The organism is Pseudomonas sp. AP19 (assembly GCF_001728855.1).
Classification (GTDB): Bacteria; Pseudomonadota; Gammaproteobacteria; order Pseudomonadales; family Pseudomonadaceae; genus Aquipseudomonas; species Aquipseudomonas fluorescens.
In genome coordinates this window covers 1-23,649 of the sequence record NZ_LXJP01000046.1, presented here as the reverse complement: position 1 = coordinate 23,649, position 23,649 = coordinate 1, and the positions used below count along the sequence as shown (strand labels likewise).

The window sequence follows — 23,649 nt, the reverse complement described above, 5'->3', positions numbered from 1 at the left end:
TTTAAAGAATGGTAGTTGCCCTGGTGATCAGAAAGATGGCGACACCCAAGATAGCCACACCGACAGCGGCCGTTGCTCCAAGATCAGCCCATTTCTTCTTGCCGTGTTGGATCTCGTGGTAAACGCCGAAGGCGTGCCACGCTACCCCGATGAAAATGACGGCGCAGACGATCAGACCTATCAGCGACATGCCGTCAAAGGCGTAGTTCTGCATGGTTTGCATCAGGTTAGATCCCTCACCTCGAGTCGGAGGCTGTGACTGGGGGAGGGCAGCCATGGACAGTTGTGGAAGAGCAAGCATGCCGATCAGCATGTAGCGTGTTTGTGAAAGCAAATTCATGGTGAGTCTCCAATACGATCAACTGAGTACAAAGGTGGTGAGGATCATGCAAAGCAGCAGGATGCGAACCAAAGAGGTCGAAGCAATCGTCCGGTCAAGGTTGCCGGTGGCCCATCCTCGGTAGCAGCTCCAGACGGCCCAGGCCCCCCACACGAACGTGATAGCCACGGCCACGCCGACGAAAAATAGGTAGCTCGACGAAGCCGGGAAACCACTCGCCGCTTGAAAGGCGGACGCCTGAGCGCCGTTCATGCTCATGGCTTGCGACCTTCGGTGGTGTATTGGCCCGAAAGCTCGGCTGGATCCCGAGGTTGGGCTCGGCTTGGCGTCAGGTAGCCCTCCAAGCCATTGCGGATTCGGGCGATGTCACCCGCCAAGCGCTGGTAATCGAAGAAGTACCGTTTGCCCGGCTCGTCTGCTACTTGAGCGCTACGACGTGCTGTGTCCTCCAAGGCATTCAACTGGCGGATCATGACGTCCAGGTTGGCCTGTTCGGAGGCAGAAGCAGCTACCGCTTGGGAGGTAGATAGAATGATCCCGAAAAGCGAGATCAGTCCTGTCAATACGAATCGGCATGTAAGGGCGGGTAGGCGCAGTGTCTGGATCACGGCTAGGCTCAAGTCATTCCTGTTGCCGTCAGCTTGCCGTGATCACACTATAGTCGCCGCAAGAAAACCATATTCCGGGCCGTTAGGATTTCTTCGTACGGTAACTGCACCCTCAGTCTCGTTGGATCGAGCGCTTGAAGAAAAGAAGATAGCCGGTGGGCAAGGCAATGCCGTATGCCCAGCCCTGGGCATTTTGATTGCCAATCTGGACTTCGCCCCTGACTACGGGTTGAACGCTGATCAGTTCCCAGCCCTCTTGGCCTAGCTGAGCAAGGCGCTGCTGATGTTCCGGATCCTGCAGGAAGCCTTGAACGTCAGGATCGGTAGATGGCTCTTCGGACTTAAACATGAAGAGTTTTTTGGTTCGGACGAGATAGTGCAGAGGGGCGAACTCGGTATGGTATTCAAATGCCTGGCGACTCATGGCGACATCCTTCATGTGTGGAGCTGCCAGGTTTTCAGTATTGAGGATGTGTAATCAACCGGAAATACTCTGCGACTGAATCGGTGATTTTCGTTGCTTGGCGAAGCTGACGTTTAAGCCTGGTCGGTGTAGCATCTTAGTGAATCTCATTACTACGAGCGTCTTATGACGGCCTATCAAAAAGATTTTCGACGCTTTCAGTTTCCTGGATATGATCACATAGGTACTTGTTTTTTAAGGGTGCGAGTGAATTCAGATGGAACGTCTATATTTCTATGTTCCCAGCTCAAAAATTACACCGGCACATCCGTGACTAATGTTGTTGAAGAAATTTTCGTAAAAGCCGTGAGTGAGTTGCAGAAATCTGGCCTATTCAAAATAAAGCGTCCACATTGGTACAGTCTCAAGCGCGAGTTGAGCTTTTCAGAAATTTTAGCCCGCAGCTCATGGGTGGAGCATTACCCCAAGGGCGTGGGCATTTCATCCGACAAAGATACATATGCGTTGGTGAGTTTTGATCGCGATCTTAAACCCGCTTGGGACTACGTCTCATTAGAGCGTGCGATAAAAATATGCGGCGTTGAAAAAGATTTCTTCCACATCTCGCAAGAAGATCTCGATTATGAGCAGAAATTGGAGTCTCCCTACTAGCCGTCTATGAGCCGCCTAACAGAGGTATCAAAGACGCTCTGCTGGGTGCGAATTCCTTTTAGCGTACTTGCCCTGCTAGAGATGTTCTTGCATCCACATAGCGCTGCATGATGGATAACACCATCGAGTTTAACGCCAGTATCTTCATTGCCCGCGTCACGGCCACATATAGCAGATTCAGTTCGTCGTCTTTGCGACCCTGATCGATATCGGGCGACAGCGGGTCAGCGCTGAAGTCGTCATACAGGCTCACAAAATCCCATTCTAACCCCTTGGCTTTATGCCCTGTGGTCAGTGTAATCGTGGCATCCAGCTCGTTGTCTACTGACCGAGCCCGCAGTGTCTGGATGCGCTGAGGCAGATCGGGATAGGCAGCGATGATCTTGATCGATCGCAGCATCTCCGAGTCTTGGCTCACCTCGGCAATTTCAACGTATTGCGAGAAGTCCCGGTAATCGCGCAGTAACTTACGGTTTTGCACGGATTGGTTTTGGTTGCGGCTGAACAGATACAAGTCTTCCAGGTCGCGCAATGAATAACTGTCGATGCCACCTACCCAATAGATCTTAGGCTTGCTCGCTACCAAGCTAAGCGCGTTCTCTATGACGCCGGTAACCGTGCGATGGATGTATGTGCGATGCGGTAGGTCTTCAGGAAGCGCACGTTTAACCTGGGTTTTGGGGCCTAACCCTTGCAGCTTTCGAGTTTCACCCTTGTAAAAAAGGATGATGTTGGCCACATGCGCGACTGCTGGACCGAAGCGAAAGCTCTGGGTCAGGTAGTGGCGCTCTGCATCGGCCATCCAATCGCTGTTGAGAGCGTCTTCGGCACCACGGAAACGGTAAATCTGCTGGTGAGGGTCGCCGACGGTGACTTTGCAGATGCGCTGTATCCTTACCAAGTCGGCAATGACCGGGTTCACGTCTTGACCTTCATCGAGCAGAATCGCCTTAAATCGCTGGCTCAGGTCAGGTTTACTCAACTGATAGAGCTTTAAATATCCATCGTGGGTGATCAACATTCCCGTGTCCTGCAGGTCGATCATCCGGTTCCAGATAATTCTGGCGACACCCAGTGCACTGTCCAGAAATCGTTCCTGCGCGCTGGTGAGCATTCGTTGACCCTGAAACCTGGGAAAGTGTCCGCGGCCGAGCTCGTTATCGGCGCTGGCCATGAAGTTGTTCAGCGTACTCAGTACATCTCGTACCAGCTCCCAGTCCTGGGTATTGATGGCCCTGGCGATATCGGTGAGGCGTAAGTTATTGGTCTGTTTGGCGGCGTATTGGCTGCCATAGACCGCATAAGCCAAGCCATGCGCCGTCTTGCAGACCACATTGCGAGGAAAGCGTCCCTTGGCAGCGAGCTCGACGGGTTTGTTGTAGCAGAGATAAAGCATTTTAACCGAGGCGTGGTGGGTGGCATAACCAACCAGTGTTGTGGTTTTGCCTGTGCCGGCGAAGGCTTGGACCAGTAGCTTCTCTGCTGTTGAATCGACGATGGGCTGCTGTTCTTGTGTCCACTGCATGGGCAGCTCCTAGAGGTATTTTTTGAAACTGGAGACAGTGATGTAAACCGATACGCCCAATAACAACGCGCACGGCAGCAAAATAAGCAGGGGGCTGATGCTGATCGGGATAGCCAGGTAAATCGTCCATGGCACGATGGCCAGCGGAATAATGGTTCCGCGTGCTTTGTGATACAGGTAGCTCGACTCACGGCCGGAGCCGAACTTGCGTAGATCACGTCGCACCAGGCCATCCACCAGGCCCGTAAACGCCGCCAGTGCAAACAGTGGGATTGTCAGTATCAGGATGACCATTCGTACGCAAAAGGTGAGCACGGTATAAAGCATGGCCAAGCCGTAATCCTGGAACTTGATCATGACCCGACCGAGTTCGTAGCGCAGGTCGAACATGCCGGCGTGCTGCGGCGACGTGGAGCGAGCGTATTGGGTCAATGAGTTAATGCTGTCTTGCAGGCCGCTTTTTACCATCAGCCAGTCATAAGTCGTTTTTGCCAGCCAGGTTGCGGTGCGCCCCGGTTCTTTGATGACAACGCTGTGTAACAAGTCCTGGGACACCCAGCCTAGTTCATGCTCAAACATCTGCTGGGCGTGCTTCCAGCCAGCATCCGGCCAGAACACGTACATGCACAGCCACTCAACGAGGATGGCGCCCAGCAGTGAGCCGAACATCACCCCCAGGAAGTGGAAGGGCGCCGCGAACACCATGCCAAGAAAGGATTTTTGCCCTTCCTGCTGCTGCTGGGCTTTTTCCGCGATATCGGCCATCGCTTTGCTCCTTTACCCTAAGCGACTTTGTCGTCGTTGGCCATCAGGCGGAAATCATCGACCAGGTCTTCGGGTAGCGATTCGCTTAGGGACTGATATCCCGGCGCCTGCCACCATTCGCTGTTCGTTCCTGATCCTTTACGCATCCCTTCAACCAGGGCCTGCAGATCCTTGGGCATCACCTCGTCCGGATCACTTGCCGGCAGCGGCATACGGATTTTCCAGAGATTGCCGCCTTCGATCAGGGCAAAACATTGCCCCTTGGGCAGAGCAACCACATGCGCCGGCTCGATCATTGGCACGCTGACGCTTTGGATCTGATCGTGGGTGTTGGAGGTAAAGGCCGTCTTGCCGTTGATTGCATCATTGGCGCTGCTGGCCGGTGTGCTGGTAAACACCTGAACCTTGGGTAATTGATTGGTCAGCAGCTCAGCAGTGGCGGTCTCGCGCACACGCAACATAAACAGGTTGTTGAAGTTACCGATGACCTGGCCAGCTTTGGCCCGGTTACCGATCTTGGCTTCAATGTCGCTCATGGTCTGGGTATAGGCGGTGACTTGCATGCCGGCGCCGCCGCCTTTGTTGATCATCGGTATAAACTCTTCGCCCATGAGTTCGTTAAACTCGTCGGCATGGACGTTGATCGCCACCTTGGCGCCGGAGGCACCGGGCAAGCCGTCGTCGATACCGAACTTGTAGATGTGACCTGCGACTGACACCAAGTCGCTGAACATGGAGTTCCCAACGGCCGCAGCCACTTCGGTATCCGACAATGCATCCAGTCCCACATAGACCACCGCTCGTTTACGGATGACCTGCATCCAGTCGAAGATGGGTCGCGGATCTTCAAGATCCATGTAGTCAGGCGAAAGCAGCTCGGCAATTCGTCCTGTGGTCAGCTTCTCCAGCAGCGGCAGCAGGCTGGCAACGATCTTGTCGAAGTAGGTTTTGTCATAGCGCACTGCTGATCGCAGACCCTCCATCACAGGGTCCGATATGCGCTTCTGAGTCAAGTACATGTCCAAGGCCACTACACGTAGTGGACGGTCCTTCATGGCGAAACTGAGGTTTTTGCGATCGATCTTGCCCTCAAGCTCGACAATGGTTTGCCAGGCTTTAGGATCATGTTCAGCAAAGTGTTTCTGTGCATACTCGATGAAAAGCGCATCGATGTTGGTCACGTGCTTGAGGATCTGCTCGTAGTCTGGCCGACGGCCGAGGGCCACCAAGGCTCGTGCGATGATGTTGACGAACCGCCAGGCGAACTCACGGAATGCTGCTGAGTTGCCTTCCCCTGATAGCTGACCGGCAATTCGGGTCGCCACCTCTGAAATACGGCCAAAGCGGCCCACGGCGTTGTAACGTGCGGAGTAGTCAGGCCATCCCAGGTGGAATACATAAAATTCGTCCAGTCGGCCGGCACGCATGCATTCGATGTACATGCGTTTGAGAAGGTCGGCATCGCCTTTAGGATCGAAGACAATCACCACCTCGCGATCAAGGTTCATCTCTTCGTTTTGTGCCGCTGTGCGCTGGCTTCGATGGACTGGCTGAACGCGTCGACCCATCTGAACGCGGCGTCGAGACCGGCTACGGGTGCGTCTGATGTCCTGGGTGATAAACAGTTCCGCCAGGCGGGTCTTACCCACCCGCGTCGTACCCAGCACCAGGGAGTGACCAACCCGTTCACCCAGCGGCAAGCTAACGTCAATTTCATGGGGTTCTATACCGTGTAAACGCGGTAATCCACCCACTGGCGGCAGTGGCCGCACCGGGTTAATCGCTACGTTCCACGAGGTGGCTTTGGTCAGGAGTCTAAGTGGAAAGGGGGCGAACTCCAGCCGCTCCTCGATGCGCCGTGCCAGGGAATAGATCGAGGTTGGCTCGACATACTCGGCGTATTTGGGCAGATAGGTGTCCATCAACCGCTGGGTGTGTTTCTGAGTCCAGCGAAAGCCCTTACCGATGAACAGGCGTTCATTACTGACCGGCATGTCCTTGCTGGTCATGGTGTAGTGGGGGAGACGCCGAATATTGCGTCGATACCGCAATACAACCAAAGCCTGTCTCAGGCGCACATATCCAAGAATCAAAAAGCCAAAGGCGGACATCACTCCAAATAAGGGCGTCAGCGCAAAGGCCCAAGGGGCGTAAATACAGAGCAGAGCTGCTGCGGCACAGACACAGACCGTGTAAAGCTCGACGGCAGGACGGAGCAATGCCTCAATGGTGAAAGAACCGGCCATGGTTGGAGCCTTCTATAGCTAAGGGGTTTTCAACGGGAGCTGTTCGTCCAGCTCCTGGCTTACTTGTGATATCTCGTGTGAAGCCAATCGATCAGCTAATTTCAAGCGCATTGCGATGGCATCACCTTGTTCTGTCGAGGTCACACGACCGCCATACAGCCAGACCACATACCTCACTTGCTCCAAGATGAGCTGGCATGTTCGCGGGTCTTCCGGTTGTCTGATCACCACGGTGAGTGACTGAGGTGGTGGCATCCTTGCCTCCTATTGCTGAATGGCTGTTGCAGTGATGAGCAGCGGGTAGTGCTTGATTCCAAGACGTTGCGCCAGGTCATTCGAGGGGGCTGGGACCATCTGAAGACCATCCGCCCAACGCTGCACCTCGGCAAAGCGTTCGGCGCTGGCCACATTCACTACGATCCCGACTGCGTGTAGTTGCTGCAGTTGATCGCGGCGTTGTGAAAGCCAGTTTCTAGACAGCTCATCGTCGCCAACCAAGAACAGTGGTTGCAGACCCGGGGCATTGATTACCCGGCCTTGTAGTTCTCCAGGTGTCAGTTGGTCTGAGCGCACTGGAAACGACCCTTGACCGCGCACTCCGATGTTTTCTAACGGTGCAGACTGGCCGGTAGGTTCCGGGACCAGGTCTTGGTAGTAGGGCAGGGCGGAAACGCCGCCACGGTCTTCAACCACAATCAATGAGCTTGCATACGCCACAATGGGCGAGGCCGAACACAGCAACAGTATTAAGCTCAACAGTTTTTTCATGGGTTGTTCGCCATCAGGTTGATGCCGGTTACTCGGCTAAGGTGTTTGGCAAAGGCACGTCGGTAGCGTGCGGCAGGTTCGCCACCAGCCGGTCGGTGGTAACGGCCAGCGGCCGTGATCCAGTCTCCGCCCTTGGCTTTTTGTTCTGCGAGGATCTGGGCGGTAACGGAGAGGTTCTTGTAGGGATCCAGACCTTCGCACGGGTAGCTGTAACGGTGACCATTGGCACCTATGTTGGTTTGCCCTAAACCTACGTCGACTCGACTGGGCCCAGCGGTCTGAAGCGCAAGCATCAATGCCCTGCATGCATCGCTACGGGTTGCAAACCGGTAGCCGGCGCCGGCGACATTCAATGTCCATGGCCAGGGCACTATTTGGCCGCGTAGTCGCGTCCCGCTCTCTTGCAGTGCGACGGAATAGAGCACCTCGGACGGAACGCCGGCAGGCAAGGCAATCAATTGATAGGCAGGTGGAGGAACCTCCGCACTGTTGGCCAACGCCGCGCCCAACATAAAACAGCCAGCCAATACGGCGCGTACTACTGTCGCAGCCATTGCCCATTCACCTCGCGCACCACAGCAGGAAGCTCGCCGCCGAGCCCAAGGCCAAGCCAGCGGCCGGCATCGTGATTCAGTGTTATCTGGCGGCTGCGTACGCTGGTTGGCTCGATGCCAGCCAGGATTGCCCAGCGGCGGATGGTCTCGTCGTCCCCTTGGCTGCCCACGAAGTAGAGATCGAAGGGTTGTTTCTGAGCCTGGAGGTCTTTCACCCGGGCAATACAGCTGGTGCAACGGTCTTGAACAAATACGGCTAATCGACCTGAGCCTTTGAGAGCATTTGTCGCGCCGGAGGTTTTAGGAGACAGCGACTCTGATGAAATTTGAATGACTTTTTCGTTGGGGTATAGGCGAGCGAAGGCTTGGTCATACGCCTTTTGATAAGCCAGTTCCTTGTCGATACGTTGCCGTTCAGCTTGCACCTGCAGTTCAGCGTAACGCCGGCGTTCTTCCGCTGATTTAGCTTCGATACCCAGTGCAGTCAGAGGATCCAGTCCTGGTGAATAGATGCCCCGGGGACCTTCCATGACGGTGCGATAGCGACTCCACTCTTGGGGTGTTAATCCCCACTCGCGGGCCAGTTCTGTCTGGCTGGCCCCTTGAGAAGAGTTCTGGGTTTCGCTGTTTTGCGTACTGGTGATGGACGTAGAAGGCCCAGGTGCAGCTGAGCAACCATAAGCCATCACAATGGCTGCCAGACCAATAATCAACGAGGCATTTTTAGCGTTCATTTTCTTTGAGAGTGTGAGAAGGCCAAACATAAAGGAGGTCCTATTGCGCGACGGTTATGGTTTGCGGCGTTCCTGCCACCTCGAATCGTGCGGATTTGCCGTCCAGAGCGTTTAGGCGCCAGGCCGTACCGGCCACGGCATCACCCGGTCTGATGAGGTAGATCTGGTTTAACTGCGTGCTGCCAGGCGGTGCTACGGACAAAAAACGCTCACCGCCCCGGTATTCAATACCGACGATGGTGAAGGGCGGCGCTTGCGGTGTGATAACGCTGGTACTGGGCTTCTGAGCGGGACGAGGCTTGCGTACAACAGCTTTGGGCTTAGACGGTGGGGCTGAAGATTGCTTGATCTGGGCTTGGCTTAATTCGTGAACGCGACTATCGAGGGTTTCGACATTTGCCTTGAGCACCACTAGCTCACCTGAAGACGCAACATTACGAGAGAGATCCTGCACTGATTCGGTTGCTTGTTTCGCATAGGCCTGTGCGGCATCGATCCGATTTGACAGTGCTTGTTGTCCGGAGCGGAAGTCATCGTTGCTGACCCACTGCTTGCCATCCACAGTGTCCAGCCGTTCATCGACTTTGCTCAGGCGCGTCAGCATTGCATCGAGGGACTCTTTATCAGCAGTCGTAGACATGCTGATCCTGAGTAAGGACAGTTGATAATGTTCATAGGCCAGCATGCCTGTCAGGGCGACGAGGCAGAGGCTGAGTATCACAGTGGTTCGGGTAGGGCGTGGTAGGTTCATGGGCGTCCTCGCGCAAAAGCGAAGACACCTTCTCAAACCGGCGTATCAGGTGCAGTAGGAAATATGTTTTCCAGGCAGCTTTGTTTTTAGGGCTTACCGGTTTTCACCGGTTTGCCTATGGACAGCTTATGCGAGTGGCGTGAGCTGAACCTTATTTCATAACGTTCCTGAACAAACCTTTAAGCTGTTCATTTCCTGCGTCAACTAAGTGGTTGTCATCATAGTATAAAGCCACTCCGTTCTTTGAACCCATACATTGCCCGTTTGGGCATAAGTATGGAGTCGGGTCAATGACAGTGGCATTGCATTGTTTTGCCGCAGCATCTATTGCATTGTTGGCATCGTGGTTTCGCTTCTGATAGCTCAACAGTGAAATCGAAATATCAGACTCATTTTGAAAGATTCGCTTATGCAGATTTAGTCCTTTATAAACGCTAAACGGCATTTCGGGGATAGGTCTGACTATATATACAGGGTGATGCTCAGATATAGAACATACTGTTTTTGCATATTCTGAAGTGTAGGCGTTGATAAATTCCTGACCTTGAAGATGCTCTTGTCCTGTTATATAGGTGTGATAGCTATTTCCACGGTTGGAGTCCAAATACATCGCTGCCCGGCTAAATAGAATAACGGGAATGCCCTGGTAGGAATTAGCCAGTTTATCCAACTTTTCACGCATAAATCCATGGCATTTATCAGCTAGGTCTTTGTCATGCATATCAAAGTTTTGCAGTATCGGGCAGCCACCACGAGCCCAAGACAAAGCCGCTTGTTTATTTTCCATTTGCACTGCTGCTGCAGTCGATTCTGCGTGACTGTCGCCGAACAATATGACAGATACTTCTCCAGAGCCAAGCTTGCAATCAGCAGCACCATAAGGGTTGGGGTAGCATTCTCGATCATAAAGCTTGCTGGTGTATTCTGGTCGACCTAAATCGACGTAAGCAAACCTTACTTCAGGGTGATCTTTAACCACGGAGGAGGTGATGGCAGATATACCAACCATGACCACAACTATACATATATATTGTATTACGGCTTTGCGTGGAGATGTTTTTTTGTTTGTTTTCGATTCAACAAAGTAAAAGGAGAGGGTCCCCATTACAAAAGAAAGAATAATCGCGCCTACCACATGGGGTAAGCTATTTAATAAGCCACAGGTGTACAGGAATACAACTAGCGGCCAATGCCATAGGTACACAGAATATGAAACTGTGCCTGTAAATTGTAGTGCTCGATTATTGCCAAAAATCGATTGTGAATTGGCTGAAATTACAAGGGCTGCTCCGAGAACAGGAACCAAGGCTAGATAACCTGGCCAAGTGTCTTGCTCAGTGAAGCAAAAAATACTCATGAGAATAGCTGCTAGGCCAAGGCCCTCACACGCATATCCGAGTCGTCTACTGAAGTGAAGCGGGTACAAAAATACCAATCCGCCGACGATTAGCTCCCAAGCACGAGTAGGCAGCATATAGAACGCGAAGACCGGATCAATATTCGAAAGATAGATCGAAGTTGCCAGAGAAGCTATAGCGAGAAAAATCAAAGATATTTTGGTTTTTTGAGTGCCAAACAACTTGTGAAGGCCCATTAAAATCAGTGGGTAAACAAGGTAGAATTGCCATTCGACAGATAGCGACCAGGTGTGCAGTAGCCAGTTTTCGTGCAGTGGTGCATCAAAGTAGTTCCCGGTTTTGGCGAACATAAAGTTTGAGCTAAAGAAAAGGCTGCTTTTAATTGACCGAATAGCTTCGCGGTAGTCATCTAAAGGAAGGTAGATGAACCCAAATATCAATAGTGCTGCGCATAGTATCAGGAGTGCCGGAATAATGCGGCGAGCTCTCGATACATAAAAACTCATAATAGAAAAGTTCTGTGCCTGTAAACCTTTGAAGATAATTCCGGTCATCAAAAAGCCGGAAATCACAAAGAAAACGTCGACCCCTACGAATCCCCCAGCAAATCCACTGATTTGGAAGTGGAAAAGCACTACGGATAGAACCGCCAGTGCTCGTAGTGCATTTATACTTTTCCGGAATTGCATCTTCGCGTCCATGGTCACCTACATTGTGGGGTGGCATTGTAGTGGCCATGGAGTCGCATTTGAACAAGAAATTGGTGTTCGACGTCAGTAGCTTTTATCGTCGATGTCTCTGGATCAGAGGAGGATCGTCCGCATAGGCAATTTGCATATGACAAGCTGAGATTACCTTCTGAACAAAAATGGCCACCCGAAGGTGGCCATACAGTCATGCAGCAATCAATTGTCTTGCGAGTGCCATTTCAACCGAGTCCCCATCCTGGTTCAACGAATCGAGGCCCGAATCAGGAACATCTCCCGACGTGCTTTGCGCCACGGCGATCTTTTTGGCCATCAGCTGCAGACAGGTGATCTGAGAGCTGTTGGCATAGCCAAAGAAAATCACCCGCACGGCTTGCTTCTGCCCAATCCGCCAAGACCGCCGAGCTGCCTGTTGAAGGGTGTACACGTTGTACCCCGTCTGTAGGAACGCGATGGTCGGAAAGTCGAGCAGATCCAGACCGGTCTTAACCAGCTCCGGGTTAGTGATCAGCACATCGATCCCACGATCTACCTGGTCGAGAATCCAATCCTCGCGCCTGGCGGTATCGACTGACGCCCTTAACACCGCTACCTTCAAACCGGCCTGTTCCAGCAACCGTTTGAGACGTGAAGTGGTGTCACGAGTGCCGCTGTACACGGTGTAGACCAAGACTTTGCGGCCTTTGGCTTTTTCCGTGTGGCAGAGGTCGAGCAGTGCCTGTTCCTTGGGCATACGTTGTTCATCTGCAAAGATCGACGGCACAAAAGCCAGCGTGTCCTTGCTGCGTGGATGTTTGACAATCTCCGGCCGGAAGCAGCAGTCTGGCCAGGCCAGCAGTACGTTGAGTACAACCCCCAGAAGGGTCGTATCTCGGCGTGCCAGTGCCTGGCGAAGCTCCTGGGTCAGTTTTCCTGCCAACTGCTGATAGGCCGAAGCCTGTTCAGCAGACATAGCTATGTCGATGAACTCCTCTTGGTACGCCGGCAACACGTTCCCACCAATATCTTTGAGTTTCAGAAAGACAGTGAATGGCAGCACGAACCGGTGAATACCTTTTGGACCAAAGCCTGGGGCCTTCACCGTTCGCACTGAGAGTTTTTTACCCTTGGCGGTTTTATGTGACTCGTTATCTCGCTCGGTGTAGATATCCTTCAATACGCCGTGATCCCGCATGAACGACATGGCCGCAGGGGCCATGCTGCCGCGTGCGTTTGGTCGATAACCGTCCTCGATCATGCGGCGTGTAAGGATCCGAAATAACAGATAAAACAAGTCGTCGGCATAGCCGCCCATAAGCGTACCGGTCAGCAAAACACATTTGCGTGCTTTAGCTGCCAGTACGCCCATAGCCTGGCCCTGGGCCGAACCACTGTTCTTGTATTCATGGCCTTCGTCCACCACTAGCAGGTCGAAATACCCATCAGGCAACTGGCGCTTGATGAACTCCGTGGGTTGGTAGCCGCCTTCACCAAAGCCAAACTCGATGTTGGCCATGGCACGTTCCATGCGTTTGGCCTGACGGTCGTTGAAGATGAAATTGCCTTGAGCGTCCATCAGGTTGATGAACTCGCTGACGTTATCGATCAGCATCGAGGCGAGAAAGTCTTCCCCGAAGTCGTTCAGCAGTCTGTCAGCGCGCACCGGGCCAATGGTCGGAATCCGGCACATTGACTTCAAGATGGTTGCTCGGCGTGTTCCGCTTTCAGCTTTGCCTGGGCGCATCAGCGTCCAGAGTGGGCCTTGGCAATGAGGGCAGATGCGACGGCGTTCCTCTTGGTGAAACTCTTCGACGGTAACCCGGTTGCCTTCCTGGTCTTCCAGCAGCCGCCCGCAGTCTGGACAACCGGCAAGGTGATGGTTACCACCCGCACGGCGCGGCCAACACACCGAGCGCCAGTGAAACCCCATCCGCATGCGCACGCGCCCGAGGATGAAGAACTCCTGCCGCCCGTCGTAAGGCTCTTTCAGTTGGTCGCGCAGCTTCAGCAACTTAACCAGGCTGTCGGGTCCATTGAGTACCCAGACGCGGGCGTCTGGGATGGTTTCGAGAATCTCTCGCCGCCACTTGTAGACCAGGTGTGGAGGCGAAACGATCAAGGTGCGGCGATAGCCGGCTTTGTGCATGACGGCGGCTACAGCGATGGCCATCATGGTCTTGCCAGTCCCCATCTCCGCGTTGATAACTGCAGCCTGCTCGTTACGATCCAACAATAACGCTGCAACGGCTTGTACCACTTCGGCTTGAGCGGAAAAGGGCTGACGTTTGAGTTCATTTAACACCCGTTGCCGGGTTGGGTTGATGTGACCTGCGTAGACCGGTGGGTTTGATCGGTTGAGTGAGTCCAGCAGCTCATCACCGAACTCGTCGATGAATTCGGTCAAACCGATGGAAAGTGGTGAAAGTGGGGTATGTGATAGGTCGTTCATGTTTGTTTCTCCTGAAAGGATAAACAGGGCATGCACGACACCCCTGGGGGTATGGTGAATACCCTGGGGGTTGGATATGGGAATGCCTTATAGGCTGGTAGAGAATCAGTAGTCCGATGGCAGCAACAAGGTGGTTACGCTTCGGTCGGCTTCAGTGATGATCCAGAGCCGGGTTTCGTCCCCGGCGTCGATGTCGTAGCTTGAGAACAGACGCTCTCCAGTGGTCAGGGCTCGTTGGTTGCTGCTCCAGTCTTCCTGGGGCAGCTCCCCCCAGTCGCCGGAGAAATGCCGTCGCAAGTAGGTGCTTGGGTCGAGGTGGCCAAGTTCCACCAGGTGGTGTACTGATTGGGTCAATACCAGGCGTCCGGCTTCAAACGTCACCCGTGAGGTGATGTTCGAGGTTACCGGTGCAATCGGTTCGTCTGGTTCAGGTTGTCGATCCGCCGAAGAGGTGATGGTGATAACGCGTCCTTGGTTGGCAGATCCCGGCGTCATATCCCATGCCCGAATGATAGGCACGAAACGATCGGTCAGGATCCTTACCTCAGAAACGTTGCCGTCCTGGTCTTCGGTAAACTCGGTCTTGCGAACCTTGTCTTTGTAGGTATCGCCTTTGAGCACCAGCACTCGCCCGGACTTCGAGGTAACAACCCCCGATATTGCGCCGGCAGCCAGGGCTAAGGCCAAGTGCCAACGGGACAGTTCTCGTACTGGTGGCCGTGGTTGAACACCCGTTTGACCAAAGTGCAGGGTGAAGTCTGGCCACATACCGCGAAGCTGTTTGACTTCAGAGCTGAGCTGCTCCGGTTCGAGGCTGATGCGATAGAAGTGCTCCAGTTCGCTGGTCGATGACAGGACCCTGTAGGGCTCCCAAGACCAACTCTCAGGTAACACTTCTGCATTCAACGTCCCGGCGCCGATCGCCTGAAATCGTGCGCGTACGTATTTGACATCTTGCGGTCGAGCCAGGTCCTGGCGGCGGATACGAATACCAAAGATCACTACCTGTTTGAAGGTTGGATCAGCGGCATTGTAGATCCGCAGTTCAGTGAAGTGATTGCAGAGCCAACTGCAGAGTTCGTCGTCCAGGACGTAGTGAGGAACGATGAATACCAATACGCCGCCGTACTGCAGCAGTGGAAGCGTCCGTTGATAGAACATCTTCTCCAGGCGCCGGCGTCCTGTGCCCTGATACTGCGAAGCGCCAGAGTGGTCCGCAACCAGATCGCCGTAGGGTGGGTTGAGCCAGAGCAAGCCAAAGGCCTGGCGGCTGATCATAGTGTCCATGAGGTCGCTGTGCAGCACGCGATCCAGCAGCGTCCTGCAGTGCTCAGCACGCTCTTGGTCGTATTCAACTGCGAATGTGTCTGTGCGGTCTCGCCCAAGAAAATGCGCTGCTTCGGCCAGGGCAACCCCTTCGCCGGCACATGGATCGCAGATCCGCATCTTGCCGGTGGGAGAGGGGGCCAATGCCTGCAGGGTCCGTTCCAGAGTCGTTTCGTCGGTAGGGTAGTAGCCATTGCGAGCGAAGTTGCGCGCCAAGCGTGGGAACATCAAGGCCATGATGAGGCTCCTGAATGAAGGCTCAAAACTGAGCGTGGGTTGAGAGAAGCCCCTGGCGGATCAGATCACCCAGGGCGGGTTCAAGAACGTCGAGCTGCAGCGACAAACGCCAGGCCGAGATAGCACCTAACGATCCCGGTAGGGACTGCAACATGTCGTGTTGGGTGAGCACTTCCATAACTTCGTTATGCCAATGCGGTAGCAGCGGTAATGGGCATGTATCCATGACCAGGGGCCAAAGCTTTTGAAGAGGCGATTGCCCGTCCTGTAGAAGGGCATAGGAGAAGTGGTTTGCCCGGTCGGGCTGCGCGCAGCGCCGGTCGAACAGCCAGAGGTGTACTAGGCTGCCGAATAACGTCCCGCGAAATTGCCGGGTGGTTCGTTTTTCCAGCAGGTCGACGTTGGGGAAGACAGGAAGACTCCGGCCGTCGGCGACGATATGAAACTGGTCAAGACCGTTTTCAGCGGAGCCGAGGGTCAGTCTGGCCAAGAACTCCTGCAGTGCCGTGTCACGGCCCCAGGCCGAGAGAAACACTAAGTTGCGTTGCGCGTCGCAGGCACAGGCATCGACGTACAGATCAGGACATTCGTCAACCTGATACAGCCGTGTGAGAGAAGGTGTGGACATTGAGCATCCTCCGAATCGGAGGGCGGCCCCGCCCTGAAGGGGCAGGACACTGCCCCTCGGGGTTAATGGTTGGTGGGTTATCGATCGCGCTTGAATGAGCGGGTGTGTGGATCGAAGCTTGTGGTCGTGTCGCCCTGGAACAACGGCGATTGACCTATCATGTAGAGGTTGACCCGGTACAGAGGGCGCAGTTGTAAGGCAGCGTTCGCTTGCGTTTCTGTCAGTCCGATTTCGATGAAGTGCTCGCGCATTTCATCATCATCGGACACTTGGTTGTTGGTCAGTTGGTCTTCGACGGTCAGCAGAATGTGCTCACCGATGTCTGAAAAAGTCGGATTCATGAAGTGCTTCCTTGGTGGTGGAGCTCCAGCAAGATGGGAGATTGGCAGTTCCAGGTTTGTTGCTTGAAGTCCAGCACATAGCCAAGCTCGCCGAGGCGAGTGCATTGCTGACGTAGGCGCTGACGGTCAACGGTGGTGTCAAGTTTGACCGCATCCCCCAATGGCCAGATCGTGCCAAACAGTACCGCGTCTAGCTCTGTGGCCTTTTCCGAGCTGGGTAGTGGCATTCCAAAGGGGGCGTCTTCTGATGATGATGCTTTGTCGACGTTGCATACCGACGTGGTGGTCAACGCTTTGCGATGTCGCGCAGGCTTTGTTTGAGTTGAAGACGACTCTTCATCTATAGGATCTGGCTCGCTCGGTGAAAGCTTGGCAGCATCTTCCGCCGTCAAGTTGTCCACGTCGTCGAGACTCATGCTTTCGAGCTTGGCCCGGATCTCAACCACTAACCGTCCAGCGGTTGAGTAGTACGAGGGGCGTATTTCAGTGATGAGGAAATCGCCTCTGTATTTGCCTTCATCGTATTGGTCGAGAAGCGCGTCTTTGATAACGAACTCGCCGATTGAGGTGGATAGCCGGCCGACGTTAAAGTCGCCATTGCGGCCGCTGATAGTGCGGATGGCCAACTGGCCTGGGATGTTGATCATGGGCAGCTCCACACTGCATGGGTGTAAGGCTACGAGTGCATTACTCGCACAATTAAAAAAGCCCGACAGTGTCGGGCTTGGGGTGGTGCAGTGAGTTCAGAATGGTTTATGGGCAGGAGGTATGGGTTTCTTCCTTGAGTGAGATGTAGAGGTAGAAAGCGCCAGGTGGCGATTCAATTCTGTCAATTTTCAGGTCCAACCAAACTCGATCTGTGCTGTTGCCGGCGGGCAGCAGCCGATAAAGGCCGAAATGGATCAGATCGCTGTCAGGTTGCAAATTCAGCTCTCGGTAGGCCTCCAGGACAACATTGCCCAGTCGCTCACTGATAACAGATACATCCTGTGGGTTTTCAATATGCACCGCTTCTTGCCAGGCTCGAGGCGTTAAAACGACCGGGAGTTTGAGCAAGTCAGACGATACGAGGTTATTGGTGGTAAGCATGTAAATCTCCAGGTGCGAAAACCACCTGGCCCGTTCGGGAGATGGTTTCCCGATGGGTGTTTATGCTGATTTGGAATCAGCTTGAGAGTCAGCCAGTGTTTCCTGGCGGGTTAGTAGTATTCGGGGTGCACAAGCTCATCTTCCAACTCCCAACGAGCCCTTCGATATTCCTTGAGAAGTCCGAACTCCGACAACATTGGGCTGTTTTCGGGATTGAATTCATCTCGATGGTCCATCTTTGCCAATGTGATCACCCCATCCAGTACTTCTAACCAAAGATCAGTAGTAGGGGTATAGCGCGGGTCTTCATCGGGATCGAGTGTCGGGTTGCTCGGCAGTAGCTTATCCAGCTTACTGTAAACACTTGCTTGAGCAGCTAAAAGACCGATTTCGGTCAGCAGCGGCAGTCGTTGAGGATTCATCATCATGGTTTATCTCCAGCGTTCGGAAATCACCAATCCCGAAGGGAGGCGTTCCCTTCGATATGAATATTGAAAGGCGCCCAGGGGGCGCCATGATTTCAATCATGCTGATTGACGTTGTTCAGGATCTGGCTGTCCTTGGCCGTTGTCATCCGAGTCATCTACAGCAGCACGATCCTGGGCAGGAAGGGCCTCAGCAGAATCTTTCGGTTTGGCTTGGTAGACAGTATCGCCATCGACCTTGATCCAGCCGATAAAAAGAAGACGTCCTTTGAGGCTTGCCCCAGGTTGACCCTTCTTATCGCCCTTTTCATAGATAAAGCAGTCGGTCCAGATGTCACCGATACGGAAGCTCACAAGGACCTTCTTTCCTGCATCAACAGCAGCTTGGCTACGACGAATCAGCTTTTCAGCTTCGGCGCCGACGACATTGCAGTCGATGTAGGAGTACTCGGTGTCGTCAGACGAACCGCGTAATGCAGCAACAGTGACAGCCATGAATGGCTTGCCTTTGCCGCGTGGTTTCACTTCACGAATACGGTTGAGATAACCAATACCAGTGGTGTGCAGGTCGAAAAACTTGGTTTCGTTGGTTTGAGTAGTGCTCATGGTGATTCTCCAATTTCGAAATAGCAGAAAGCGGAGAAACACTTCGCCCTTGGGGGAAAGTATTCCCCGCGAGGGTGGGTAGAGCAAAAGGGTTTGCTTAGTGCAGCATGAACTTCACTGCGGTGATAATCACACCGGCAGTAAATGACATCATGACGCCCATGCGCAAAGTGAGTTTGAGTTCGACCTGAGCGATATCAGATTTCAGTTCAGTTCGAAGAGCGGCAATATCAGCCTTGGTTGCGAGTAGCGATTGCATGTCGGTCTCCAAAGCTTCAATAACAGCATTTGCTTTCTGTTCCGGAACGTTGATCGAAATCAGCGCTTGGTAGAGAGCCAGTTCGGTTTTCATCAGACCTCCAAAAAAGTGAGAGGCCTGCCCTGACGGGAAAGGCCCGTCATGGGTGGGAAAGGTGCTTCCATCGACAAAGTCGACTGATCGCGCTACCGGAAGCTATGGCGATCTTGGGAGTGGATCAATGCGGTAAACCGCATCGTAGTCTTTCGGATCCAGACTACATGGGCATGTTGCTGACGACGTCAGCTATACATGGACACAGCATGAAAATCCTGTTGCTGATTGTCAAGCCCCAGCTGAAGGGTTTCAGAGAAACCTCCCCAGCGGGAGGTTTCCCTGCTGGGGTGAATGAGGAGAGGTTTAGCAAGCAACAGGTGTCAGCTGTTGAGCCTTGCCCCGGGAACGCGGTTTGCGCACCGGCTTTTCGACCTCACGAGTATTAGCCTTGTACCAAAGATTCAGATCAACACCTTTGGCACGGACCATGGCTGGCAAGTGATCCATTTCACGCACCATGCTGTCAGAAACGCAGGGTGGTGGAAGCTGCCCGTGAGACTTCGCCTGCGGCTTATCTGCTGGACGTATGTTCGATTTCTTCATGGCACGCAAAAACTCTCGGGCAACAACGCCGAGTGCGAAACCGAAGTTATAAGTGAGTTTGGACATGGTGATTCTCCTGCAGGTTGAGATGCGGAGAAAACACTGGCCCTGTCGGGGAAGTGATTCCCCGCGAGGTGAGTAGCATAAGGTGCTTCTATCGACGTTTGTCGACCGACCGCGCTACCAGAAGCTCAGCGGTCTTGGGCGAATCAACACGATTGACGTGTCGCAACCTTAAAGATCCTGGTTGCCTGGGCATGATGCTGACGACGTCAGCAAAACACGTCCATATCATCGAAGGGGGGATAGTGATGTGTCAAGCGGGGAGGGATATTTCGGGGAGGTCAAAGCAGATCGAATTTTGCAGGAGAAGCTACCGAGAGTAGCTGGGTCAACAGTCACTCTCGGATGTAGTACTAAGCGTCTTTCAGAAAAAAATACCACCTGTGCGGGATAAAGGCGTCATCGATCCCTGGGCTGTGATCTGAACGTCTCACTTCCTACACCTGGCCGATTATCGTGGCTGAGGCCAGCAAACATAAGGCACGCATCCGCGCACAAAGGGAGCCCTGCGTTTCGCCGGCGGGCCACCGGCAGGGAAAAGCAGCTACCAAAGGGTAGCCTGATAATCCTTCGCAAGATCATCAGGCTACCCTTTGTGTGAGCTTTAAAAAATGTGGGCCACAACACCAGTGTGGCCCTGAGATTACTGTGCTTCGAACCTCATCAAAGCCCTATGTGCCTTTGAACTCGCAATTCACGAGTTAGACGGCTGCGTGTCTGGCTTGAACAGGGAGACACAGGGAGAGCTTTGAACCAGATCCGCACGCCCTTCCCGGAGCTCAGCGTGCTTTGGGGATGGAGATGAGGCGAACCGCATCTCCGGGCGCTACTGATGACCGCCAGTAGCCAACGGGGTGGAAACGTTGTTGCGTGCATTATGTTGTTAGGCTGGGCGATATGCAACATAGCCAGTTTTGACCTGGGCTTTGATCAGTTCACTGCAGTGACGGCACCGTCAGGAATTACAGATGGAATGGGGATACCGGTCACTCCAGCTTTCGGGGAGACAAGCACTCCCGAGCGATTTACACCAACGGTAGTCGACTGAGTCAGATCGACCAGCGTCGATGGCATCCCTGCCGGCGCCGTGCCGTTGTAAAAGGTGTAGGTTGTTCCGGCATTGATGTAGGCCTCAATACCGAGCGGCTTCACATACCACATCGGTAGGTTCAGTGCAGTGTCGCCAGGCTTTCCAGAGAAGCCAGGATTGGATTGCGCAAACCCGGCTGCAGCCGATCGGTAAATCAGAAAATTGCGACTCAGTGAATCCAGTGTTGCGTAGTCAGAGGCATACTGTGCCTGATGCTGGCTGTCTATGGAAATGCCGGTTGCAATTATCAGTACCATCAAAACTGCCCAGTACATCGTCATGGTCAGTGCTCCTATTACTGATTCAAATACCGGGTTAGCAAGCTGCCGATAGGTTCACGGCTTACTGCAGGAATAACTCAAGCAAGGGTTGCACCCACCAATTTGGATACCACCAATCAAGTTTGGGACTAACCCAGTAGGGCAGCTATATCCCCCTGTGATTCTGTTTACATACTGCCCTGCGATCCCTGTCATGAAACCAGTCCCGACACCTGTTGGGTCGCCCCTGTTCGCTGTCCACACACCTTGCTGACAAGAGAGCATTATTCCCACCGCGCTCTTTGCTATGAGCGTTCGATCACTGCATGCGGATCCTTCAGTAGCGAGGCCACCGACGGAGATGAATTCGTTGGTAGCGATTCGATCGTAGGCTGTTATTTTGCCTGTTGAAGTGATCTTCCCCCCCCAGAGCTGGCCGCCGGTTGAGAAGTTTTTGTCGTTGTACACTTGGACCCAATCGGGGCTGTTCTGATAGATACCGCCTCCCCATTTTTCGCTGTACCAGCCAGTATCGCCCCGAGTCCTAAACCATCCACCCGTGTACGTTTCGCCCGTGACGTTCGCGGTCGCCGCGTTCACATTCGCGGTGGCTGTGACGTTGCGAGCTGTCACGTCGGCTCCAGTCGTAACGTTGCCAGAGGCGGAGATGCTCCCTGCATTATTAATGTTGTGGTTGCCCATACCAAGGTCAGTATTCATCGTGTTGAGCTCAGGATGGTTTGGCACAGCATTTCGATATAAGTAATCGTTGGCCAAGGCGCCGTCCATGAGAAACAGTGCACTGGCTGTGTGGCCTGGCCCAGGCGCAATTGAGTAATTACTCAGCGCGACTTGCCAACCACCGCGGATGCCTTGAACGACGTTAGGGTTGGTTGTAGATATGAAACCACCAGGTCCTCCCAGGTTTTCAGCAATGGCACGCACACCCATTTCTGGAAGCGTCTGTCCGCCCGTTGTGACCACAATCGCTTCTAGCTGATTGGGATTGGGTTTTCGGGCAAGGCCTAGAATGGTCTGCCCGAAAACATTGGTGGAGCTGTAACCTGCAGGCAGGTAATTAGCGTTGATGAGCATCGGCACCGTAATTTGTACTGGCACGGTCGCAGACGCGTTGGCGAGCACTACGTTGAAATTGTCTTTCAGGTACTTGGCCTGGGCCTCTGAAATAGTGCGCTGTTGATCGGCCGCAATTCGATAATCCTGGGCATCCATTTGTTTGATTTGCCAAACCATCGCCAAGGTCACAACGACACCAAATACGAGCAACCCGATTGCCATATCTAGGCTCAAGAAGCCCTGTTGTTTAGTTTTACTGGTCATTCCAGAGGCTCCTTGATGATTGGTTGGCGATGTCTTGATCGAGCAGATTGATCTTTCCTGCATGGACTTTCTCGCGGATGCTTGGGCCGTCCTCCCCCGTGAACAACAGGCTTTGTAATGTCAGCCGAGTATTTCCGTCAGAGTTTTTTGACAGGGTTTGGTGAATGATGGCCACCAGTCCTCTGGAAAGTAACTCTCGAGAGTTTTTTAAAATTGGCTGAGCCATCGCGGATAAACGCTCAATGGCGTCAGCCACGCCGCCTGAGTGCCCAGTGCAAATAATGAGATGCCCGTTGATTGACGCTTGAATGACTTGAGCAGCGGTAGGACTGTCACGTACCTCTCCCACAAAAAGAAGGTCAGCCCTGGTTCGCAGTGCAAGAATTAAAGCCTCCTCATAGCCACCCATGCGCCTGGAAACAGGAACCTGGATGCAGCGACCGTCACCATGCTTTCCATGCAGTAAAGGTTCAGGAGGATCTTCAACAGCCACTGCTATTCCGCCCAAAGCTTTCAAACGGGCCGTCAGCAGTGATGCTGCGCTTGAGGTTTTTCCTGTGCCCATTTCGCCGCAGATGAAAATGAGACCGCGCACTCTGTCACTCATTAGAACATCCTGCAGATAGTCGGGCAGACCTAGCATGTCCAACGGACGGATTTGCACCGATGACTTACTGAGGACAAACACTGGCTTGCCGTTTAAATCTATGAGCTGAGTAACACGGAGAACGATTCCATCTTCAATCAGCGTGAACTCCGGATCTTGAGTTGACGTGTATTTTTCAAGGCATTGCTCACGCAGCCGTTCTAGGTCAGCCATCCATTCAGTCGGCGCTTCAACGGTACGCGGCTGACCCGGCATGCCTTTAGCGTCGGCAAACCCGTCTCCCAGATACAGGTCAACGAATTCTGCTTCGGAGATCACGCTCACACTGGACTCCTTAGTACGAAGTCCAGGCGATGGTATTGGCATCCGATGAGCAACTGGTCGCAGCGGCTACCGCTGTGATTTCGCCGGCAATGGCAGTACCACCGTTGATCGCCGTCGTGGTCTGCTTGTCCTTCGCCATGTTGGACGCAAGCGTGATGCAGGCGTTCTTCGGAAGGTTGGATTCGGTGATGGTGAAGGTCATACCATTACTGGTCACAGTAACGGCTCCGTTCCAACGATTGGATAAGGCGTTGCCATTAATGCTCATACCACCTGTGGCCTCCAGGTTGATCAACGACGGGGCCAGGTTGGTACCGGCTGTTGCGTACCCAGTTGTGCTTTTCAGCCTTTTGGTATTGCTCAGCAAGGTACCCAGGTTGCTCTGTTCAATGGTGACGTCCGAGCTACCGAACGTCCTGTACCCCATGAACACGATAAAACCGAGTGCCACGGCAATCAGCATCAGCCAGAACATCCCGTCCAAGGAAAGAAATCCGCGTTGGTTTTGGCGGGTATTAGTTCTCATCTTTAACGACCTCATTTGGGTTTATTTAA

General features: G+C 53.5%; 27 protein-coding genes. 1 reads left to right on the top strand and 26 read right to left on the bottom strand.

Annotation, left to right across the window (positions count from 1 at the left end; all coding sequences use genetic code 11):
• Window position 1 precedes the first annotated feature (1 nt).
• The 4 genes from A7D21_RS25530 to A7D21_RS25515 all read right to left on the bottom strand — a co-directional run bounded on the left by A7D21_RS25530 (window position 2) and on the right by A7D21_RS25515 (window position 1,372).
• Window positions 2–340, bottom strand: a complete 339-nt coding sequence (locus tag A7D21_RS25530; protein ID WP_069552978.1) for a TIGR03745 family integrating conjugative element membrane protein — start codon at window positions 338–340, stop codon at window positions 2–4.
• A gap of 18 nt (window positions 341–358) precedes the next feature.
• Window positions 359–598 carry a TIGR03758 family integrating conjugative element protein gene (locus A7D21_RS25525; protein WP_019819651.1) on the bottom strand — a complete coding sequence of 80 codons (240 nt, stop codon included), beginning with the start codon at window positions 596–598 and terminating at the stop codon, window positions 359–361.
• Window positions 595–903, bottom strand: a complete 309-nt coding sequence (locus A7D21_RS25520; protein WP_256556363.1) for an RAQPRD family integrative conjugative element protein — start codon at window positions 901–903, stop codon at window positions 595–597. The genes A7D21_RS25525 and A7D21_RS25520 overlap by 4 nt, the downstream gene beginning before the upstream one ends.
• 157 nt (window positions 904–1,060) lie before the next feature.
• Window positions 1,061–1,372, bottom strand: coding sequence for a hypothetical protein (locus A7D21_RS25515; protein WP_069553002.1), 312 nt, complete (start codon window positions 1,370–1,372; stop codon window positions 1,061–1,063).
• A 165-nt stretch (window positions 1,373–1,537) separates the two neighbouring features.
• Here A7D21_RS25515 and A7D21_RS25510 point away from each other — a divergent pair, with 165 nt between their 5' ends.
• A complete protein-coding gene (locus A7D21_RS25510) occupies window positions 1,538–2,023 on the top strand; it encodes a hypothetical protein (RefSeq protein ID WP_019819657.1) in 486 nt (161 codons plus the stop codon).
• A gap of 58 nt (window positions 2,024–2,081) precedes the next feature.
• Here A7D21_RS25510 and A7D21_RS25505 read toward each other — a convergent pair whose 3' ends face one another.
• The 22 genes from A7D21_RS25505 to A7D21_RS25395 form a co-directional block, all read right to left on the bottom strand.
• Complete coding sequence (locus A7D21_RS25505; RefSeq protein WP_069552977.1) at window positions 2,082–3,548, bottom strand: UvrD-helicase domain-containing protein; 1,467 nt, start codon at window positions 3,546–3,548, stop codon at window positions 2,082–2,084.
• Between the two features lie 9 nt (window positions 3,549–3,557).
• A complete protein-coding gene (locus tag A7D21_RS25500; protein ID WP_069552976.1) occupies window positions 3,558–4,313 on the bottom strand; it encodes a TIGR03747 family integrating conjugative element membrane protein in 756 nt (251 codons plus the stop codon).
• A 17-nt stretch (window positions 4,314–4,330) separates the two neighbouring features.
• Window positions 4,331–6,559: a type IV conjugative transfer system coupling protein TraD gene (gene traD, locus A7D21_RS25495; RefSeq protein WP_069552975.1), complete on the bottom strand. Its 2,229-nt coding sequence runs from the start codon at window positions 6,557–6,559 to the stop codon at window positions 4,331–4,333.
• Window positions 6,560–6,823: 264 nt separating this feature from the next.
• On the bottom strand, window positions 6,824–7,327 hold the full coding sequence (locus A7D21_RS25485) for an integrating conjugative element protein (RefSeq protein ID WP_069552973.1): 504 nt from the start codon (window positions 7,325–7,327) through the stop codon (window positions 6,824–6,826).
• Window positions 7,324–7,881: a lytic transglycosylase gene (locus A7D21_RS25480; RefSeq protein ID WP_069552972.1), complete on the bottom strand. Its 558-nt coding sequence runs from the start codon at window positions 7,879–7,881 to the stop codon at window positions 7,324–7,326. Before A7D21_RS25480 ends, A7D21_RS25485 begins: the two co-directional genes overlap by 4 nt.
• Window positions 7,866–8,645, bottom strand: coding sequence for a TIGR03759 family integrating conjugative element protein (locus A7D21_RS25475; protein ID WP_083272237.1), 780 nt, complete (start codon window positions 8,643–8,645; stop codon window positions 7,866–7,868). Before A7D21_RS25475 ends, A7D21_RS25480 begins: the two co-directional genes overlap by 16 nt.
• A gap of 10 nt (window positions 8,646–8,655) precedes the next feature.
• Entirely contained in the window at window positions 8,656–9,366 is a 711-nt protein-coding gene (locus A7D21_RS25470) for a methyl-accepting chemotaxis protein (RefSeq protein ID WP_069552971.1), read from the bottom strand.
• 151 nt (window positions 9,367–9,517) lie between these two features.
• Entirely contained in the window at window positions 9,518–11,425 is a 1,908-nt protein-coding gene (locus A7D21_RS25465; RefSeq protein ID WP_305885081.1) for an acyltransferase family protein, read from the bottom strand.
• Between the two features lie 193 nt (window positions 11,426–11,618).
• Window positions 11,619–13,859 (bottom strand): DEAD/DEAH box helicase, encoded by a 2,241-nt coding sequence (locus A7D21_RS25460; RefSeq protein ID WP_069552970.1) that lies wholly within the window; start codon window positions 13,857–13,859, stop codon window positions 11,619–11,621.
• A 105-nt stretch (window positions 13,860–13,964) separates the two neighbouring features.
• Complete coding sequence (locus A7D21_RS25455) at window positions 13,965–15,422, bottom strand: DUF6094 domain-containing protein (RefSeq protein WP_069552969.1); 1,458 nt, start codon at window positions 15,420–15,422, stop codon at window positions 13,965–13,967.
• 22 nt (window positions 15,423–15,444) lie between these two features.
• Entirely contained in the window at window positions 15,445–16,050 is a 606-nt protein-coding gene (locus A7D21_RS25450) for a hypothetical protein (RefSeq protein WP_069552968.1), read from the bottom strand.
• A gap of 77 nt (window positions 16,051–16,127) precedes the next feature.
• Window positions 16,128–16,391, bottom strand: a complete 264-nt coding sequence (locus A7D21_RS25445) for a hypothetical protein (protein WP_069552967.1) — start codon at window positions 16,389–16,391, stop codon at window positions 16,128–16,130.
• Window positions 16,388–17,038 carry a DUF3275 family protein gene (locus tag A7D21_RS25440; protein WP_069552966.1) on the bottom strand — a complete coding sequence of 217 codons (651 nt, stop codon included), beginning with the start codon at window positions 17,036–17,038 and terminating at the stop codon, window positions 16,388–16,390. Before A7D21_RS25440 ends, A7D21_RS25445 begins: the two co-directional genes overlap by 4 nt.
• Window positions 17,039–17,144: 106 nt before the next feature.
• Window positions 17,145–17,480, bottom strand: coding sequence for a hypothetical protein (locus A7D21_RS25435; protein WP_069552965.1), 336 nt, complete (start codon window positions 17,478–17,480; stop codon window positions 17,145–17,147).
• Between the two features lie 110 nt (window positions 17,481–17,590).
• Window positions 17,591–17,908: a hypothetical protein gene (locus tag A7D21_RS25430; RefSeq protein ID WP_069552964.1), complete on the bottom strand. Its 318-nt coding sequence runs from the start codon at window positions 17,906–17,908 to the stop codon at window positions 17,591–17,593.
• Between the two features lie 96 nt (window positions 17,909–18,004).
• On the bottom strand, window positions 18,005–18,511 hold the full coding sequence (locus A7D21_RS25425) for an STY4534 family ICE replication protein (RefSeq protein WP_069552963.1): 507 nt from the start codon (window positions 18,509–18,511) through the stop codon (window positions 18,005–18,007).
• Window positions 18,512–18,608: 97 nt separating this feature from the next.
• Window positions 18,609–18,863, bottom strand: a complete 255-nt coding sequence (locus tag A7D21_RS25420; RefSeq protein WP_020302989.1) for a hypothetical protein — start codon at window positions 18,861–18,863, stop codon at window positions 18,609–18,611.
• 306 nt (window positions 18,864–19,169) lie between these two features.
• Window positions 19,170–19,475 (bottom strand): hypothetical protein, encoded by a 306-nt coding sequence (locus A7D21_RS25415; RefSeq protein WP_020302990.1) that lies wholly within the window; start codon window positions 19,473–19,475, stop codon window positions 19,170–19,172.
• A 927-nt stretch (window positions 19,476–20,402) separates the two neighbouring features.
• Window positions 20,403–20,843: a type IV pilus biogenesis protein PilM gene (gene pilM / locus A7D21_RS25410; protein ID WP_069552962.1), complete on the bottom strand. Its 441-nt coding sequence runs from the start codon at window positions 20,841–20,843 to the stop codon at window positions 20,403–20,405.
• Between the two features lie 54 nt (window positions 20,844–20,897).
• Window positions 20,898–22,163: a shufflon system plasmid conjugative transfer pilus tip adhesin PilV gene (gene pilV / locus A7D21_RS25405; protein WP_069552961.1), complete on the bottom strand. Its 1,266-nt coding sequence runs from the start codon at window positions 22,161–22,163 to the stop codon at window positions 20,898–20,900.
• Window positions 22,153–23,094, bottom strand: coding sequence for an ATPase, T2SS/T4P/T4SS family (locus A7D21_RS25400; protein WP_069552960.1), 942 nt, complete (start codon window positions 23,092–23,094; stop codon window positions 22,153–22,155). Before A7D21_RS25400 ends, pilV begins: the two co-directional genes overlap by 11 nt.
• Before the next feature lie 10 nt (window positions 23,095–23,104).
• Window positions 23,105–23,620: a type 4 pilus major pilin gene (locus A7D21_RS25395; protein ID WP_032905001.1), complete on the bottom strand. Its 516-nt coding sequence runs from the start codon at window positions 23,618–23,620 to the stop codon at window positions 23,105–23,107.
• Between the last annotated feature and the right edge of the window lie 29 nt (window positions 23,621–23,649).